The 15,847-nt window shown below is 72.0% G+C and carries 10 protein-coding genes and 1 pseudogene; 6 read left to right on the top strand and 5 right to left on the bottom strand.

The genetic code is table 11. From position 1 onward, the window contains the following. Positions 1–104 precede the first annotated feature (104 nt). Complete coding sequence (locus tag ACFC0D_RS17295) at positions 105–1,151, top strand: LacI family DNA-binding transcriptional regulator (protein WP_376436096.1); 1,047 nt, start codon at positions 105–107, stop codon at positions 1,149–1,151. Positions 1,152–1,494: 343 nt separating this feature from the next. On the opposite strand, the gene ACFC0D_RS17290 is transcribed toward ACFC0D_RS17295, so the two are convergent. Continuing rightward, positions 1,495–2,436 (bottom strand): EamA family transporter, encoded by a 942-nt coding sequence (locus ACFC0D_RS17290; protein WP_376436094.1) that lies wholly within the window; start codon positions 2,434–2,436, stop codon positions 1,495–1,497. Positions 2,437–2,537: 101 nt separating this feature from the next. Between ACFC0D_RS17290 and ACFC0D_RS17285 the strand changes: the two genes are divergently transcribed. The 3 genes from ACFC0D_RS17285 (at position 2,538) to ACFC0D_RS17275 (ending at position 6,199) form a co-directional block, all read left to right on the top strand. Beyond that, positions 2,538–3,452: a LysR family transcriptional regulator gene (locus ACFC0D_RS17285; RefSeq protein ID WP_376436091.1), complete on the top strand. Its 915-nt coding sequence runs from the start codon at positions 2,538–2,540 to the stop codon at positions 3,450–3,452. Between the two features lie 161 nt (positions 3,453–3,613). Next, a complete protein-coding gene (locus ACFC0D_RS17280; protein ID WP_376436088.1) occupies positions 3,614–5,467 on the top strand; it encodes a glycoside hydrolase family 3 protein in 1,854 nt (617 codons plus the stop codon). Positions 5,468–5,545: 78 nt separating this feature from the next. Next, positions 5,546–6,199: a hypothetical protein gene (locus ACFC0D_RS17275; protein ID WP_376436086.1), complete on the top strand. Its 654-nt coding sequence runs from the start codon at positions 5,546–5,548 to the stop codon at positions 6,197–6,199. A gap of 122 nt (positions 6,200–6,321) precedes the next feature. Here ACFC0D_RS17275 and ACFC0D_RS17270 read toward each other — a convergent pair whose 3' ends face one another. Beyond that, positions 6,322–7,770, bottom strand: coding sequence for an aminopeptidase (locus ACFC0D_RS17270; protein WP_376436083.1), 1,449 nt, complete (start codon positions 7,768–7,770; stop codon positions 6,322–6,324). 99 nt (positions 7,771–7,869) lie between these two features. Beyond that, complete coding sequence (locus ACFC0D_RS17265) at positions 7,870–8,268, bottom strand: hypothetical protein (RefSeq protein WP_376436080.1); 399 nt, start codon at positions 8,266–8,268, stop codon at positions 7,870–7,872. A 29-nt stretch (positions 8,269–8,297) separates the two neighbouring features. Between ACFC0D_RS17265 and ACFC0D_RS17260 the strand changes: the two are divergent. Then, positions 8,298–11,069 (top strand): annotated as a pseudogene (locus ACFC0D_RS17260) (DUF6185 family protein). Here ACFC0D_RS17260 and ACFC0D_RS17255 read toward each other — a convergent pair. Both ACFC0D_RS17255 and ACFC0D_RS17250 read right to left on the bottom strand, forming a co-directional pair. Continuing rightward, positions 11,066–11,440, bottom strand: coding sequence for a hypothetical protein (locus ACFC0D_RS17255; RefSeq protein WP_376436077.1), 375 nt, complete (start codon positions 11,438–11,440; stop codon positions 11,066–11,068). The pseudogene ACFC0D_RS17260 and the gene ACFC0D_RS17255 overlap by 4 nt on opposite strands. 49 nt (positions 11,441–11,489) lie before the next feature. Then, the gene (locus ACFC0D_RS17250) at positions 11,490–15,236 is read right to left on the bottom strand and encodes an ABC transporter ATP-binding protein (protein WP_376436075.1); all 3,747 of its coding nucleotides are present in this window, start codon (positions 15,234–15,236) and stop codon (positions 11,490–11,492) included. Positions 15,237–15,397: 161 nt separating this feature from the next. Here ACFC0D_RS17250 and ACFC0D_RS17245 point away from each other — a divergent pair, with 161 nt between their 5' ends. Further along, entirely contained in the window at positions 15,398–15,775 is a 378-nt protein-coding gene (locus ACFC0D_RS17245; RefSeq protein WP_376436072.1) for a hypothetical protein, read from the top strand. Positions 15,776–15,847 lie beyond the last annotated feature (72 nt).

Here is a 15,847-nt window from a genome sequence, read left to right as displayed (position 1 = left end):
CACTCGAGAAGAAAGCGCTTTCTACGACAGGAGACGCTAGCCTGCCGACAACACGCCGGACAAGGGGTCCGGACGACTCTCCCGACTCTCCTCGGAGGTACGCGATGACCGTCACGCTGGCGGATGTGGCCGCGCGTGCCCAGGTCTCCCCCGCCACCGTCTCCCGCGTCCTGAACGGCAACTACCCCGTCGCCGCCTCGACCCGGGAGCGGGTGCTGCGGGCGGTGGACGAGCTGGACTACGTACTGAACGGGCCCGCGAGTTCGCTCGCCGCCGCCACGTCCGACCTGGTCGGCATCCTCGTCAACGACATCGCCGACCCCTTCTTCGGGATCATGGCCGGTGCGGCGCAGAGCGCCATCGGGGAAGGCGCGTCGGGGCGGGCGGGCGGCGAGAAGCTGGCCGTCGTCTGCAACACGGGCGGCTCCCCCGAGCGCGAGCTCACGTACCTCACCCTGCTCCAGCGCCAGCGCGCCGCCGCCGTCATCCTCACCGGCGGGTCCCTGGAGGACCCGGAGCACATGGCGGCCGTGGCGGCGAAGCTGTCGCGGCTGACGGACGCGGGAACGCGGATCGTGCTGTGCGGTAGGCCGCCGGTGGCGGGGGACGCGAGCGTGGCGGCGCTGGCCTTCGACAACCGGGCGGGGGCGCGGCGGCTCACCGAGCATCTGCTGACGCTCGGGCACCGGCGGATCGGTTACGTGGCGGGGCCGGCGGACCGGACGACGACCCGGCACCGGCTGGAGGGTCACCGCGAGGCGCTGGCCGGGGCGGGGCTGCCCGAAGGGCCGGTCGTCCACGGGTCGTACGACCGGGGTTCCGGCTACGACGCGACGCTGGAACTCCTGCGCCGGGAGCCGTCGTTGACGGCGGTCGTGGCGGCGAACGACACGGTCGCGCTGGGCGCGTGCGCGGCGCTGCGGGACCGAGGGCTCCGCATCCCGGAGGACGTCTCGGTGGCGGGCTTCGACGACCTCCCCTTCTCGGTCGACGCGGCCCCCGCGCTGACGACCGTACGGCTGCCTCTCCAGGAGGCGGGCGCGCGGGCGGGCCGGCTCGCGATGGGCACGGAGGAGGCCCCACCGGGCGGCCTGGCGACGGTCCCGGCGGAACTCCTGGTACGCGACTCGACGGCTCGCCCTCGGGGGTGAACGCGGGCGGTCTCGGGCCGGCGCCACCTCGGGGGTGAACGCGGGCGGTCTCGGGCCGGGTATCTTCCCCGCTCGCGGGAATCGCCCATGGCTCGAAGCGGCCTCAGCGGCCCACGGCGTCCGGGGCCCGCTCCTGGAGCTCGTCGACCTCGATTCGCGCGGCCCGCGCGAACCGGGCCGCGAGGGCGGTCGCCACGGTCTACATGCCGCTGCCCGGGATGCCGCTCAACAGCAGCGCTCCAGGTGCGGGTTCACGGTCGACGGGTACCAGGTCCATGGCCTCGGACCCTGGCCCGCCCGAAGCCCCCGCCCTCCGCGCCCCAGAGCGGGCTCACGAGCGGGCTCACGGCGACGACAGGGAACGTCCGCCCGCTTCGACGGGCTCCTGCCCCCTCTCCGGTGACGGCGCCGACGGCACCGACGGCACCGCCCGCCCCGGTGCGAGGGACGTCAGCGCCACACCTCCGACCAGCAGCGCCGCCGCGCACCAGCGCAGGCCGCTGATGCCCTCGCCGAGGAACAGGGCGGCCGAGGACATACCGAAGACCGGGACCAGGAGGGAGAACGGGGCCACCGACGAGGCCGGGTAGCGGCGCAGGAGCCAGCCCCAGGCGCCGAAGCCGAAGACGGTGGTGATCCAGGCGACGTAGACGATGACGCCCACGCCGGTCCAGTCGAGGCCGCGCAGCGCTTCGAGGTCGCGTTCGGGTCCTTCCAGGAGGAGGGAGAGGGCGAGCAGCGGCAGGATGGGCACGGTGCTGACCCAGACCATGAAGTTGAGGGCGTCGGGCGGGGAGGCCTTGCGGGTCAGGACGTTGGAGACGCCCCAGCAGGCCGCCGCCGCGATGCAGAGCGCGAATCCGACGAGCGGGCCCGAGGCGCCCTCGTCGACCGCGGCGACGCCGATGCCGGCGAGCGCGACCGCCATGCCCGCGATCTTCGCCTTCCCGGGGCGTTCGCCGAGCGCGACGAAGGCGAACAGCGCCGTGAAGACCGCCTGGACCTGGAGGATCAGGGAGGAGAGCCCGGCCGGTGCGCCCAGGTCCATCCCGGTGAAGAGCAGGCCGAACTTGGCCACGCCCAGGACGAGTCCGACGCCCACGATCCACCTCCAGGCGACCTTGGGGCGGCCGACGAGGAAGACGGCGGGCAGGGCCGCGGCGAGGAAGCGCAGGGCGGAGAAGAGCAGGGGCGGGAAGTGGTCGAGACCGATCTCGATGACGACGAAGTTGACTCCCCAGACGGCGGCGACGAGGGCGGCCAGGGCGATGTGGGCGGGACGCATGCCGTTGAGCATCGCCTCCTCCGAACGTGTAGCACCAGCGAATTCTCCTTCATGGTTGGATGAAGCAACGCTTCACCAATCCGCCCGGAAGGGGCACTCCCGTGCTGGATCTCGGACGCCTGCGCGCCCTCCACGCCGTCGCCGTCCACGGGACGGTGGGCGCCGCGGCCGCCGCTCTCGGCTACACCCCGTCCGCCGTCTCCCAGCAGATCGCGAAACTGGAGCGGGAGACCCGCACGACCCTCCTCGAACGCCAGGGCCGCGGGGTGCGCCTCACCGACGAGGCACACCAACTCGCGGCGACTGCCGAGAAGTTGCTGGCGATCGTCGAGGAGGCGGAGGTACGGCTCGAGGAGCGGCGCGGGCTGCCCGCCGGGCGCCTGTCGATCGGCTGCTTCGCCAGCGCCGCGCGCGGTCTGATGCCGCGGGCACTCGCCGAACTGGCGGTCCGTCACCCCTCGCTGGACGCCCGCCTCACGGAGGTGGACCCCCATGTCTCGATCGACCTCGTCTCCCGGGGCGTGATCGACCTCGCCGTGGCCCACGACTGGGACATCGCGCCGCTGCCGACCCCACCGGGCGTGGAGCAGGCGGTGATCGGCGACGACCTGTGCGACGTCCTCGTGCCCCGGGAGCATCCGCTGGCGGCGCGGGCGACCGTACGGCGTGAGGAGCTGGCGGACGAGCGGTGGATCACGCAGCCGCCGGGGACGGTGTGCCACGACTGGCTGATCCAGACCTTGCGGGCCACCGGGTTCGAGCCGCACATCGTCCACCAGGCGGAGGAGAACCACACGCAGGTCGCCCTGGTCGCCGCGGGGCTGGGGGTCGCGATGGTGCCGCGGCTCGGTCGCGGGACGCTGCCGCCCGAGGTGACCCCGGTCCGGCTCGACCCGATGCCGAGGCGCCGGCTGCACGCCCTGTGGCGTACGGGTGCCGCGCGCCGTCCCGCGATCAGGGAGACGGTCCGCACGCTCCAGGAGCTGTGGCCGCGGGTCGCGTCGTCGACGGCGTGAGCGACCGGCACAAGAGCCGCATCCAGACCCACTCGCCCCACCGGCCACCCACCGACCCGAGCCACTGATTCCTGCTCAGGTCCTTGACCTGGCAGTTACTTTCGGGCTATCCGTGACTCCTGGAAGTTTCCTTCAACCTTGCACGGCCGGAAGGAGCATCAGTGCACCACCGCGCCACCTCCAGACGCACCCTCCTCACCGTCACCGCCGCCGCGGCGGCCGCCGCCGTCACCGGCGTGACCACCCCGAACGCCCACGCCGACTCCGCCCACTCCGACTCCGCCGGACTCGCGTCCGACGACCGGAGCCTCCGGCGGACCATCTCCCGCATGTCCCTGGAAGAGAAGGTCGGCCAGCTCTTCGTCATGCGGGTGTACGGCCACTCCGCCACCGCCCCCGATCAGGCCGACATCGACGCCAACCTCGCCGAGATCGGCGTCCGTACCGCCGCCGAGCTCGTGGAGAAGTACCACGTCGGCGGCGTCATCTACTTCGCCTGGGCGCACAACACCCGCGACCCGCACCAGATCGCCGAGCTCTCCAACGGCATCCAGCGCGCCGGCCTCGCCCAGCCCACTCCGCTGCCCCTGCTGATCTCCACGGACCAGGAGCACGGCATCGTCTGCCGGGTCGGCAAGCCGGCCACCCTGCTGCCCGGTGCCATGGCGCTCGGTGCCGGAGGCTCCCACTCCGACGCCCGCAAGGCCGCGCAGATCGCGGGCGCCGAGCTGGCCGCCGTCGGCATCCGGCAGAACTACGCGCCGGTCGCGGACGTCAACGTCAACCCCGCCAATCCCGTCATCGGAGTCCGCTCCTTCGGCTCCGACCCGCAGGCCGTCGCCGATCTCGTCGCCGCCCAGGTGAAGGGCTATCAGCGGGCCGGGATCGCGGCGACCTCCAAGCACTTCCCCGGCCACGGCGACACCGCCACCGACAGCCACTACGGGCTGCCGACCATCACGCACACCCGCGAGCAGTGGGGCGAGCTCGACGCCCCGCCGTTCCGGTCCGCGATCGCCGCCGGCATCGACTCGATCATGACGGCGCACATCGTCGTGCCCGCGCTCGACCCGAACGAGGACCCGGCGACCCTCTCGCGTCCGATCCTCACCGGCATCCTGCGCGAGCAGCTCGGTTACGACGGCGTGGTGGTCACGGACTCCCTCGGCATGGAGGGCGTACGGACGAAGTACGGCGACGATCGCGTGCCGGTGCTCGCCCTCAAGGCCGGTGTCGACCAGCTGCTCAACCCGCCGAAGCTGGACATCGCCTGGAACGCGGTCCTCCAGGCCGTCAAGAACGGCGAGCTGACCGAGGCACGGCTGGATGAATCGATCCTGCGGATTCTGCGCCTCAAGGCGAAGCTGGGGCTGTTCCGCAAGCCGTTCGTCACGTCCGCCGGAGTGGACCGTACGGTCGGCACCGCCGCCCACCTGGCCCAGGCCGACCGGATCGCGGAGGAGACCACGACCCTGCTCCTCAACGAGGGCGGATTCCTGCCGATCAGCCGGCGCAGCCACGGCAACGTGCTGGTCGTCGGCGCCGATCCGGCCTCGCCGTCCGGCAGCACGGGACCGCCGACCACGACCCTCGCCACCGCCTTCATCGAACTCGGCTTCTCCGCCACGGCGTTGTCGACGGGGATCACCCCGACTGCGGCGAAGATCGACGAGGCGGTGGCCGCGGCGGCCGGCAAGGACGTCGTCGTGGTGGGCACGTACAACGTCTCGGCGACCAGCCCGCAGCGCACCCTGGTCTCCCGGCTCGTCGCCACCGGTGTGCCGGTCGTGACGGTCGCCATCCGCAACCCGTACGACATCGCCGGGCTCACGGGGCAGCGGGCGACCGTCGCCGCGTACTCCTGGACGGATGTCGAACTGCGGGCCGCGGTGCGGGTGATCGCGGGCCACGCCCGGCCGAAGGGGCGTCTGCCCGTGCCCGTCCAGCGGGCGGACGATCCGACGAAGGTGCTGTACCCGGTCGGCCACGGCCTGTCCTACGCGAAACGTAACTGAGGACGCAGACCCCCCGTTCTTCCTGGCGTGCGCCCGCTCCGGCGCGCCACGCTGGACGCGGAGATCGGGGGGTCTTTCATGCGCGCTCTCAGGAGCGGGTGGGGGCTGTTCGGGGGGCTGTCGCTCGGGGTGCTGCTCGGGGTGTCACTGTCGGTGCTGCTGTTCGCGGTGGCCGGCTGTCAGCGGTCGCCGGACTCCGGGCTGCCGGGCCCCGTCACGTACACGACCTCGCCCGTCGACCACGGGGCGGTGTTCCTGGGGCCCGGGGACTGTTCCACCCGTGGCGCGGTCTACCGCGAGGTGCCGTGCACGAGCGAGAAGGCGGCGGCGCGGGTGACGACCCGGTACGAGGGTCAGGCGCCGGGGAGGTCCGCCGGTGCGATGTGCCCGGCCACCACGGACTTCGTCCTGCACGTCTCGGAGAACCGGTCGGCGGCGGACGAGGACGGCGACGGCGCCGTACCGCAGGGGTACGCCTGTATGCGGAATCTGGAGCCGCCCCATCCGGGCGACCCGGGCCGGGGCGGCGGTCCGCGCACGGTCGTCGGGGACTGCCTCTCCGCATCCCGCGAGGGCCAGGTGAAGGAGACGGCCTGCGACGGCTCCGGCGAGCGCCCGCCCGTCTACCGGGTCGCCTCGGCGGTCACGAGCCGCGACCGCTGCCCGTCGTCGACGGCTCTGTTCGTGTCGCTGGGCGGGGAAAGGCCGGTGGGCTGCGCCCGGCGGCTGTGACACCACCGGGCGCAGCCCACACTCACACGAGGCTCACGCAGTGAGCGCAGGGCTCACGCCGGAGAGCCGGAGGCTCGGACAGGAAGCGACGGGAGCCGTGGCTTCGCGGCCCTCCGCACGACTCACGGCCGTACGCCGTGCTCCCGGCTCAGCTCGTCCTCCGCCGGCTTGTCGAGACCGGCGTCGAAGCGGGCCAGCGGCTGCGCGGCGGCGGCCGTCGGGGCGTCGACCCCTGCCCAGGCGAGGATGCGGGCCGTGGCCTTGGTGCGCTCGGCCTCGACGAGGCCCGCGACCTGGGCGCCGTGGTTGGCACCGGGGGCGGTGTAGACGTAGCTGTCACGGGCGCCCTTGCCGAGGCGGAACGGCTCGGCTCCCCACGGGTCGTTGCCGCCGTAGACGAACATCATCTGGTTCGCGTTCTTGCGGACCCAGTCGTCCACGTCCCGCATGGCCGACGGCTTGAACTTCGTCGGGATCTCACGCGGCACGAAGTTCCGCGCCGGCTGGTAGCCGTAGCGGGACAGGCCCTTCAGGTGCGGCAGCTCGATGTCGGGCGAGCCGAGCTCGGTCGCGGCCTGGTAGTAGTACGGGGTGTACGGGTCGAGGCCCTGGTCCGTGTAGAAGGACCAGCCGGAGTAGGCGTCGATGGTCTCGTAGACCTCGTCGTCGCTCGCGGCCTTGGCGTCCGGGATCGAACCGCAGACGTCCTCGCCGTAGTACTGCCAGAAGCCCCAGACGAAGTCGAGGACGACTGCCTCGTACGCCTTGTCGAGGGAGCCGACGGTGTTGAAGGTGGCGCCTTCGGTCGCGGCCCACTCCTTGTACTTCTTCTGGAGCGGCTCGCGGCGGATCAGTGCCTCGCGCTGCATCGCGTTGAGGCGGTCGCGGCACTCCTTGGTCCCGACGGACTCGAAGAACCGGTCGTAGGCCGAGTCCTCCTTGTTGTTGACGTCGTTCGGCGCCACGTAGGCGACGACGCCGTCCATGTCGCGCGGGTAGAAGCGCTCGTAGTAGGTGGCTGTCATGCCGCCCTTGGAGGCGCCGGTGGAGAGCCACTTCTGCCCGTAGATCTTCTTCAGCGCGGTGAAGATGCGGTGCTGGTCGCTCGCGGCCTGCCAGATGTCCAGCTTGGACCAGTCGGCGGGCTGCGGACGGGACGGGGTGAAGAACCGGTACTCCATGGAGACCTGGTTGCCGTCGATGATCCGGGTGGGCTCACGGCGGCTGGGGGTGGTGCTCAGCCCGTAGCCACTGGTGTGGAAGACGGTCGGGCGGTCGGTGTCCTTGTGGAGGAGCGACAGCCGCTGCTTGAACGTGCCCTTCCACGGGCGGTGGTGGTCGACGGGCTGGGTGTACTCGAGGACGAAGAAGCGGTAGCCGGCGTACGGCTTCTCCTCGATGAGGCTCATTCCGGGGATCGCCAGGATGCGGTCCTTGATGTCCGTACCGACGGCGCTCTCGGCGACGGTCGGGCTGCCGGTGGCCGACTCGGCGGCGGTAGCCGCACCACTCGCCCCGACGGTGCCTATGAGCACCGTGAGCGACGTCAGCCAGATCAGCGACTTGCGCATTCACCCTCCCCTTGATTCACAACGGTGTCGCGAACCTAGCGGGGGCAACGTGGGTGCCGCCAGACCCAGTTGGCCCTTACCTGTGCGACGGCACAGGTTTCAGCAGAGAACCCAGCCGGTCGACCCGCTCCGGCCGGCGACGGTGCCGGTGGCACGGACGCAGCGGTTGAGGGCATGCACGGTGACCGGACCGGCCTGCCGGGTGAAGTTCCCGCTGTCGACGGCGGGCCGCCCGCCGCGGGGCTGGAGGGAGACGGACATCGCACGCCGCGGGCCGGGGACCTTGGCGACGGCGAGGGCGCAGACGTACTGCCGGCTGCGGTAGAGGCGCAGCTCCCCGGTGGCGAAGCCGACGGTCTTGGTGGGCCGGCCGCTGCACAGCGATCCTGCGGTCGCGGACGCGGTGCCCGGCCCGGCGAGGGTGAGGGCGCCGACGGTGAGCAGGAGGACGATCAGATATGTGAGGGGCCGCCGAGCCGCCCGAACCTCATCGAACACACGCACCCCTCCCTCGACTCCGGTCACACATGCGTACGACGCAGGAGGAGCCGATTCGGTTGCCGTCATTCGATACGCTTTCCCGCTCGGATCGAGGGACGGGTGGGTTCTCAGGGGTGGGTTTCTCAGGGGTGGGATCCTTATGGGCATCGCGCGGTGCGTCCGCACGGGCGATCTGCTCTCTCGCGGCCGTCGGGTTGCTCGCGCTGCTCGTGCTGACGTGCGGTCTGGTGTCGTCCGGGACCGCGTACGCCGCCGAAGAGCCGCCCGACAACGTCTGCGTCAAACGGACACTGAGCCGCGCCGAGGTCGACGCGTCGGTGCGGATCGCGCACGACGGCGAGTACTCGACCAAGGTGACGAGCGATCTCGTGATCAAGGTGCCGCGCGGCTGGATGTGGTCGTCCGCCCTGCTCCTGAACAGGGAGACCGAGGACTACCGGACGGCGATGCGCTGTCTGCTGCGGTCCTCCGAGGTGCCGACGCAGTACCGCGACACGGAATGGCAGTACAAGCAGCCCAAGGTCACGGCCGACAGGACCTGGGTCACCGTGGAGCAGCAGACCGTCACCTGGGTGTCCGCGAAGGGCGACCGTGACGTCGGACCGTGGCACATGGTCTCGGGCAGCCGCACCTGGCACCTGGAGCTCCTGTCCCCCGACTCGCTGTCCCGGTCCGTGTGGAGTCGGGTGCGGATCGATCTCGGGGGCCGGCCCGCACGTTCCGTGCTCCCCGCGCCGACGGTGGGGTCCTCGACCGTACTGACCTGGAACGGCACGGCGACGACCCCGGGCCCGCCGCGCGGTCTGCACCTGGAGCTGCAGCCTCCCGCCACCAAGGCGAACGCCGCTCGCTGGGCGACCTATCCGTGGAACCGTGCCGACGTCCTGGCCTGGTTCTCCTGGGACGTCGCCGCCTTCGCGACGACCCTGGTGCTGGTCCGAAGGCTCCGGCACCGGCCGCCGCTGGCCCTGCCCGCGCCGGAGGAGGAGGCGGCCCGGCGGAACCTCCGGGCGGTGGCCTGGACATGGTTCACCATCACCGTGGTCCATGCCGGCGACGACCACCTCCTGAACTACCTGGAGGAGTTGCCCGACGGATTCGCGTACGCGGAACACCGGCAGGCGGTCCATCTGGTCGTGACGGCGCTCCTGGGTGTGCTGCTGTGCGTCTTCGGCAGGCCCGGCCGGGTCGCCCTGGCCGCCGTGACGGTGGCGCTCGGCTACGTCGGCACCCTGGCATTCGTACCCGCGCTCTTCGGGCTGCCGCCCACCATGGTGCTCTACTGGATCGACGACCCCGACGAGGTCGCGGCCTTCGAGGCGGCAGGGGGCATGTACTGGTTCGCCCTCGGCTGCGCAGCTCTGGTGTTCGTCTGGCTGGTGGGTCTGGTGAGCAGCTGTCTGCGGCTGTGGCGGGACTCGTTCCCGGGCGGCGCCGGCGGCGCCGTCCTCCGCGGCCGCTTCTCCCCCGCCGTCCTCGCCGTCCTCGCCCTCGTCTCGTGCGCTGTTGTTGCAGGCAGCCTGTGGGCCGCGGCGTACTGGTGGGACCGGGTGTCCTGGCTCACCGACCGTGGCCAGGGCGACGATTACGCCCTGTTCCGGGCGGCCACCGTCTTCAACGACCAGCGGTGGTTCGCCTCCAACTTCGCCGACTAGGCGGGCAGCACCGCCTGGTGGTGGATGACCGCCGTCGCCCTTGTCGCCCTCGCCCGCGCACGACAGGGCGCGCCGGGGTACACGGGCGAGGTCCTGCGGCCGCACGACCCGTTGCTGCTCAAGGTCTTCTTCGTGGTGGCCGTGGCCCCCGCCTTCGGTCTGTACGGCGGAGTGCCCCTGCCACTGCTGTCGCTCGCCGTCCTCTGGTTCCCGCTCACCGCGCTGCTCGCGCTGGGCCGAAGGTACGCCGTCCTCGCCCGGCAGCTCACCCCTGGGGTCCCGCTCCATCGCGTCGTCGGGGAGCACCACCGGACCCGGCTGATGGCCATGGCGCGCCAGCACCGCGAGCTGCACGCCGAGCTGCGCCGGCTCGAACAGGGGCAGACGGAAGGGGAACGGGCCGCCATCGAGCGGAAGCTGGACCGGCTGCACCGCTGGACTCCGCTCAACCCCCTGCATCCGCACCACCGCGTCCGGCTTCCGCACGCCGTCGGTCCGGTGGAGCTGGCACTGGCCTGGGGGCCCCGGGCCGACTGGTGGGCCAACGCCTGCCGTGCTGCGGCCGTCGCCTCGCTGGTCGGGCTGCCGGCCACCGGAGTGCTGTTCTGGGCGGAGCAGATCCGGGGCACCCTCTGGGTCGACACCTTCAGTTACCAGTTCGGCTTCGCGAACATGCTGACGTACGTGGTGAGCCAGGTGTTGATCTGGGCAGGGGCCGGATTCACGCTGGGGGCGCTGTGGCGGGTGCTGCCCATGCGTCGCGGCCCGGGCCGCGGCTTCGGCCTGGCGTTCGTCTACTCCCTGCCCTGGCTGGTCGACCTGCTGGGCAATGTGATGGTCGGTCAGCCGGTCGGCACGGCCGCGCTCAACGCGGCCCTGATGACGCTCGTGCTGACCATGACGGGGATGCTCATGGACATCGACACGTTCCGGCAGGAGCGGCACTACTGGCCCACCCGGGCGAGCCTGCTGCTGTCCCTCTACCAGATGCGTACGGCGTCGGCGCAGGTCGCGCTGTTCGTCGCCCAGGTGGTGGCGCTGGTCACCATCTGGACGCAACTCAGCGGCAACCCCCCGGTCGTTCTCATCGACCACCAGGGGCCGACCGGCACGTCCGTCCCGGGCGGCAGCTCGGGCCACTAACCCCCGAAGTAGACGAGGACGAGCAGCAGGAACACGCACTCCGCGCCGATCATCGTCCAGAACGCGGCCTCGCGGGAGGACGCGGGGGCGGGGCCGTCCGGGGTGCTGAGCGCGTGGATCCAGGACCCGGCCGCGACGGCGAGGGTGGCGAGGTACACCCAGCCGGGGGTGGTGCCGCAGTCACCCTTGAGGGCGCAGCCGGAGCCCTCGGGCGTGGTCAGGCTCAGGAACACGACCAGGACGGTCGCGGGCACCACGGCCAGTCCGCACCACAGGGCGCGGGTGCGCAGCCGGTAGGCCGCCGGGTCCGGACGGGCGGAGCCGCCGGGGCCGGACGCGGCCCGGGCGTGTGCGGGGTGCTCGTTGCTCATGGCCCCGATTCAATCCCGGCCCGGAGGGCGGCGGAATCCGCGTTCGTACTCAGACCGCCTTCGCCGCCGCCGGTTCCGCCTCGCCGATGAACGTGCGCCACAGCTCCGCGTACCTGCCGCCCTTGGCGAGCAACTCGTCGTGGGTGCCGTCCTCCGCGACGCGGCCCTGCGCCATGAGGATCACCCGGTCCGCGCGGGCGGCGGTGGTGAGCCGGTGGGCGACGACCAGCGTCGTACGCCGCCCGGCGAGGCGGTCGGTGGCCTGGTTGACCTGGGCCTCGGTCGCCAGGTCGAGGGCGGCCGTGGCCTCGTCGAGGAGCAGGACGTCCGGGTCGACGAGCTCGGCGCGGGCCAGGGCGATCAGCTGGCGCTGCCCGGCGGAGAGGTTGCGGCCGCGCTCGGCGACCTCGTGGAGGTAGCCGCCGTCCAGGGTCGCGATCATGTCGTGGGCGCCGACCGCGCGGGCCGCCGCCTCGACCTCGGCGTCGGTCGCCTCCGGCCGGCCGTACGCAATGGCGTCGCGGACCGTCCCGGCGAAGAGGTACGCCTCCTGGGGCACGACTCCGAGCCGGTGGCGGTACGCGGTGAGGTCCAGGTCCCTGAGGTCGGTGCCGTCGGCGGTGACCCGGCCGGTGGTCGGGTCGTAGAACCGTGCGACCAGCTTCACCAGCGTGGACTTTCCGGCGCCGGTCTCGCCGACGAAGGCGACGGTCTGCCCGGCGGGGATGCGCAGGTCGATGCCGGTGAGCGCTTCCTCCTCCTCGCCGTACGCGAACGACACGTCCTCGAAGGCGATCTCACCGCGCAGCGACAGCACGTCCAGGGGCTTGGCGGCCTCGGCCGTCGATGTCGGCTCCTGGAGCAGTTCCTGCATGCGCTTCAGCGAGACGGTCGCCTGCTGGTAGCCGTCGAAGACCTGGGAGAGCTGCTGCACGGGCGCGAAGAAGAGGTCGATGTAGAGCAGGTAGGCGACGAGCGCGCCGGTGGTGAGGGTGCCCGCCTCGATGCGGTTCGCGCCGACGATCATCACGGCCGCGGCGGCCACGGAGGACAGCAGCGTGACGAAGGGGAAGTAGATCGAGATGAGCCACTGTCCGCGGACGCGGGCCTCGCGGTAGTCGTCGCTGCGGGCGGCGAACCTGGCGGCGCCGGACTGCTCGCGGCGGAAGGCCTGCACGATCCGGAGGCCGGAGACCGACTCCTGGAGGTCGGCGTTGACGACGCTGATGCGTTCCCGCGCCAGCTCGTACGCCTTCACGCTGGAGCGGCGGAAGAAGAACGTGGCGACGGCGAGGACGGGGAGGGTCGCGAAGACGACCAGGGCGAGCTGGAGATCGAGCACGAGCAGCGCGCCCATGATCCCGAAGAAGGTCGTCACGGAGACGAACGCGGTGACGAGACCGGTCTGGAGGAACGTCGACAGCGCGTCCACGTCCGTCGTCATCCGGGTCATGATGCGGCCGGTCAGCTCGCGCTCGTAGTAGTCGAGGCCGAGCCGCTGGAGCTGGGCGAAGATCTTCAGGCGCAGGGCGTAGAGGACGCGTTCGCCGGTGCGGCCGGTCATCTTGATCTCGGCGGTCTGGGCGAACCACTGCACGACCACGGTCAGCAGGGCGAGCGCGGAGGCGGCCCAGACGGCGCCCATGGCGAGCTTGTTCACGCCGTCGTCGATGCCGTGCCGGATCAGCACCGGCAGCAGCAGGCCCATGCCGGCGTCGACGGCGACGAGGCCGAGGCTGATGAGGAGCGGGATGCCGAAGCCGCGCAGCAGGCGGCGCAGTCCGTAGGACTCCTCGGGGGTGACGGCGCGGGCCTCGTCGACGTCCGGGGTGTCGGTGGCGGGCGGGAGCGCCTCGACGGCGGCGAGCAGTTCGGGGGTGGCTCCGGGGGCCGCCGACTCCTCGGCGGGGGTCTCCTCCCGTACCCAGAGGGTGGGGGTGATGCCGCGCTCGGCGTCGAACTCGGCGTCCAGCTCGGCGCGCAGGGTGCGGTCCTCGGGCACCTCGACGGGCACGGTGTGGCCGGGCGAGACGCCGCCGAGCTCGTCGGGGTCGGTGAGGAGCCGCCGGTAGAGCGCGGAGCGCTCCTCCAGCTCCTCGTGGGTGCCGATGTCGGAGAGCCGGCCGTCGTCGAGGACGGCGATCCGGTCGGCGAGGCCGAGGGTGGAGCGGCGGTGGGCGATGAGGAGCGTGGTGCGGCCGGCCATCACGGAGGCGAGGGCCTCGTGGATCTCGTGCTCCACACGCGCGTCGACGGCGGAGGTGGCGTCGTCGAGGAGGAGCAGCCGGGGGTCGGTGAGGATGGCACGGGCGAGCGCGATGCGCTGGCGCTGGCCGCCGGAGAGGGTGAGGCCGTGCTCGCCGACCTTGGTGTCGTAGCCGGCGGGCAGCTCGGCGATGAAACGGTCCGCCTGGGCGGCGCGGGCGGCGGTCTCGATCTGCTCCTGGGTGGCGTCCGGGTATCCGTACGCGATGTTGGAGCGGACGGTGTCGGAGAACAGGAAGCTGTCCTCGGGAACGAGTCCGATCGCGGCGCGCAGCGAGTCGAGGGTGAGCTCGCGGACGTCGTGGCCGCCGACGAGGACGGCGCCGTGGGTGACGTCGTAGAAGCGGGGCAGCAGGAGCGAGACGGTGGACTTGCCGGAGCCGGACGCGCCGACGACGGCGACGGTCTCGCCGGCGCGGATCTCCAGGGAGAAGCCGTCGAGAACGGGGCGGCCGTCCTCGTAGGCGAAGCCCACGGCATCGAACTCGACGGTGGCCTCGGCGTCCGCCGGCAGCTCCTTCGTACCGTCCTTGATCACCGGCTCGGTGTCGATGAGCTCCAGGACCCGGTCGACGCCCGCGCGGGCCTGCTGGCCCACGGTGAGGACCATGGCGAGCATCCGGACCGGGCCGACGAGGGAGGCGAGGTAGGCGGAGAAGGCGACGAAGGTGCCGAGCGTGATCTGGCCGCGGGTGGCGAGCCAGCCGCCGAGCGCGAGGACGGCGACCTGGCCGAGCGCGGGGACGGCCTGGAGGGCGGGGGTGTACTTCGAGTTGAGCCGGATGGTGCGCAGCCGGCCCGCGAAGAGCTTGCGGCTGGCGTCGCGGATCTTGCCGGTCTCCTGGTCCTCCTGTCCGAAGCCCTTGACGACGCGGACGCCGGTCACGGACCCGTCGACGACCCCGGCGACGGCGGCGGCCTGCGCCTGGGCGTACCAGGTGGCGGGGTGCAGGCGGGTGCGGCTGCGCTTGGCGATGAACCAGAGGGCGGGTGCGACGGCGAGGGCGACGAGGGTCAGCGGGAGGGAGAGGGCGGCCATCACTCCGAGGGAGATCCCGAAGAGCAGGATGTTCCCGATCGTCATCGGGAGCATGAAGAGCAGCCCCTGGATGAGCTGGAGGTCGCTGGTGGCCCGTCCGACGACCTGCCCGGTGGACAGCTCGTCCTGCCGTCGGCCGTCGAGCCGGGTGATGGTGCCGTACATCTCGGTACGGAGGTCGTGCTGGACGTCGAGTGCGAGCCGGCCGCCGTAGTAGCGGCGGACATAGGTGAGGACGTAGACGACGACCGCGGCGGCGAGGAGGAGGCCGGTCCAGACGGCGAGGGACCTGGTCTTCGCCCCGATGACGTCGTCGATGATGACCTTGGTGATGAGCGGTACGAGGGCGAGGACGGCCATGCCCGCCAGGGAGGACCCGAGCGCGAGCACGACATTGGCCTTGTACCGCCACGCGTACCCGGCCAGCCTGCGCGCCCAGCCCTGCGCCTGCGGCACCTGCCGATCCGCCTGTTTCTGCCCCGCCGCGGCCACGTGGTCGCCTCCCGTTCGTCCTGCTCTACCGGAAGTCACCAACGCGGCTGAGGTGGGATTTCATCCCGCTGCAACAAACCGCGGCAGAAGACCGGTCCGTGGTCCTGGGACCGGCCGAGAACACACGTTGGCGGCGTGCCCCCGGCGGGTAGGCACGGGGAGTGACGGACACCTCGCGGAGTACGGCCTACCTGTGCGGGCAGCTGTGGGCGGCGCTGCATGCCCTGAGAGTGATCAGCGGCCGACCGGATCCGGGCAAGCTGGCCGGTGGCAGGCCTCTTCTCGATGCTCAGCGATTCCCGCACAGGGAGCTGACGCAGCAGCTGGCCAGGGCGGGGGAACGGCTCTGCACGGCCCACCGGCGGGGAGCCGAGCATGCCGGGGCCGCGACGGAGATCTTCCGCTCCATACCGGACCATCTGCCGGCCGGCGGCAAGTGGCCGAACGGCCTGGAGAAAGCCGATCAGGAGGAGTTCCTGCGGGGTTTCCGGGCCGGGCTGGGCCAGTACGAGGCGGCGCACGGGGCCGTCATGTCATGAAGGCCCCCGGCCGCGGGCCCGCCGGGGGCCCGGCCCGGGGGAGGTGCGGCGGCGCGAAAAAACCCACCCGGT

Source organism: Streptomyces sp. NPDC056222 (genome assembly GCF_042264065.1).
Lineage (GTDB): Bacteria > Actinomycetota > Actinomycetes > Streptomycetales > Streptomycetaceae > Streptomyces.
The sequence above is the reverse complement of the archived record's forward strand: the minus strand, read 5'-3'. Positions and strand labels throughout refer to the sequence as shown.